General features: G+C 48.7%; 2 protein-coding genes. Both read left to right on the top strand.

Going from position 1 to position 2429, the window contains the following annotated elements:
* Nucleotides 1-18: 18 nt before the first annotated feature.
* Nucleotides 19-2019, top strand: a complete 2001-nt coding sequence (locus VIN08_RS23960; protein ID WP_331970878.1) for a glycoside hydrolase family 97 protein — start codon at nt 19-21, stop codon at nt 2017-2019.
* 26 nt (nt 2020-2045) lie between these two features.
* A partial coding sequence (locus tag VIN08_RS23955) for a carboxypeptidase-like regulatory domain-containing protein (protein ID WP_331970875.1) occupies nt 2046-2429 on the top strand: 384 nt, incomplete at its 3' end.

The raw sequence follows: 2429 nt of genomic DNA, 5'->3' as shown, positions 1-2429 counted from the left end.
AGTTATTAACCCGATCCTATGAAGGCTTTTCGTGTCTTACTGGCCATTACTTTTTGTGTTTCAACGCTGGTCTCCGGCAAAGACCGGAACCGACCACTTGAAGTCTATTCTCCCAACCACACCATCAAAGTACAACTGCTGCTGCAACAGGGCGTGCCCTTCTACAACGTGCAGCGCAACGACCAGCCCGTTATAGCCAACTCGAGGCTCGGCTTCAGTCTGAAAGATATACCGGCCCTCGAAAAAGATTTTAAAGTCATCGCATCCAAACCATCGTCATTCGATGAAACGTGGACGCAGCCCTGGGGTGAAGTAAAGAACATCCGCAATCAGTACAATAGCCTTACCGTTGTGCTGCAGGAGCAGAGCGGTTTAAAGCGCAAGCTGCAGGTAGAGTTCAGGGTATATAACGATGGTATAGGCTTTCGCTATGAGATACCACAGCAACCCAACCTGAAAGATTTTGTGATCATGGATGAGTTGACTGAATTTGCTATAGCACGCGATATGGATGCATGGTGGATTCCCGCCTATAGCGATGACATGGATTCTGAATGCCTCTTTCACAAGAACAACGTTACTGCGCTTTCGCAGAAGATGCACACACCGCTTACGCTCGAAAGCAATGATCTATACCTCAGCATACACGAAGCTGCACTCATCGACTATGCTTCGATGACGTTGTTCAACAACGGGAATAAAACACTGAAGTGCGACCTCGTACCCTGGGCCAATGGCGATCGCGTAGTAGCCAGCGCACCGATGAAGACACCGTGGCGTACGATACAGATTGCCGATAAGCCTGGCGACCTGATCACATCGTATCTCATTCTCAACCTCAATGAACCGAACAAGCTGGGCGATGTATCGTGGATCAAACCCGGAAAGTATAACGGCATCTGGTGGGGCATGCACATCAAGACGCATACGTGGGAGGGTGGCCCGAATCACGGAGCTACCACTGCGAATATGAAAGAGCAGATAGACTTTGCCAGTAAACATCATCTCTCCTCTGTACTTGCAGAAGGATGGAACGAAGGATGGGAAGGCGACTGGACTGTATCCGGTAATTTCAACTTCACCAAACCATATCCGGATTATGATATAGCCGAGATAAGCCGCTATGCAAAATCGAAAAATATAGGATTGATCGCGCACCACGAGACGGGTGGAAATATAGCGAACTACGAACGCCAGCTCGAAGATGCATTCAAATTTTGCGCACAGTATGATATACATCGCCTGAAGACAGGCTATGTAAACAGGCGCCCGGCAGGCGAACGTCACCAGGGACAATTTATGGTGCGCCACTATCACAAGGTAATGGAAACAGCTGCGCGCTATAAAGTAATGCTCGATGTGCATGAGCCGATAAAAGATACCGGCCTGCGCAGAACCTACCCGAACATGATGACGCGCGAAGGAGCGCGTGGCACGGAGTATGAAGCGTGGAGTGATGGCAATCCGCCTGCGCACACAACGATATTACCCTTTACCCGTTGCCTGGGCGGACCGTTGGATTACACCCCCGGTATATTTGATATACAGTTTAAAACAGAAGGCACCTTTCGCGTGCACACTACATTGGCAAAACAGCTTGCACTATATGTAGTAATATATAGTCCGCTGCAAATGGCAGCCGACCTGCCCAAAAATTACGAAGGAAAACCTGCCTTGAAATTTATTGAAGATGTGCCAACCGATTGGGAAGAGACACGTGTGCTGCAGGCCGAGATTGGTAAATATGTAACGATAGCCCGTAAGGATCGTAACAGTGCCGACTGGTTTCTGGGCAGTATTACCAACGAAGATGAACGCGTGGTAGATATCAGCCTGGATTTTCTCTCGCCCGGTAAAAAATATATAGCCGAAATATACCAGGATGGCGTAGGAGCAGATGTAACGACAAACCCGCTGCCGCTGGATATACTCACACAGGATGTAACAAAAGCTTCAGTGCTAAAACTGAAGCTGGCCAAAGGTGGCGGCACGGCTATCCGCTTTCACGAAACAAACTAACCTGACCTATACCTATATCTATACCTATGGAAAGAATATTACGCGAACCTGTATGCCGGAATATACTACTGCTCTTCATGGTCAGTGTGTTGCAGGTCTCGGTTGCAAAGGCCAGCGGTGTTGCCGGTACTATACGGCTGCAGCAGGGACGCCAAGTTACCGGGCTCGTTACAAACGATAAGAATGAACCTATACCGGGTGTGAGCATTCTGCAACGCGGCACATCGAATGGAACGATGACCGATGCCGAAGGTAAATATATCCTTACGGTATCCGACACAGCAGTGCTGATCTTTACTGCGATCGGTTTTATACGCGAAGATGTTGCTGTAGGCAACCAGGTAATTATCAATGTTTCGCTTACCGAAGACCTGATCGGTCTGGAAGAAGTAGTCGTGGTAGGTTATGGC

It is taken from the genome of Ohtaekwangia sp. (genome assembly GCF_036568665.1).
Classification (GTDB): domain Bacteria; phylum Bacteroidota; class Bacteroidia; order Cytophagales; family Cyclobacteriaceae; genus Ohtaekwangia.
This window is presented reverse-complemented; position numbering and strand designations above follow the sequence as displayed.

Excerpts from the sequence above, each read along its gene's own strand:
- VIN08_RS23960 (WP_331970878.1), top strand. The coding sequence starts at position 19 with ATGAAGGCTTTTCGTGTCTTACTGGCCATTACTTTTTGTGTTTCAACG.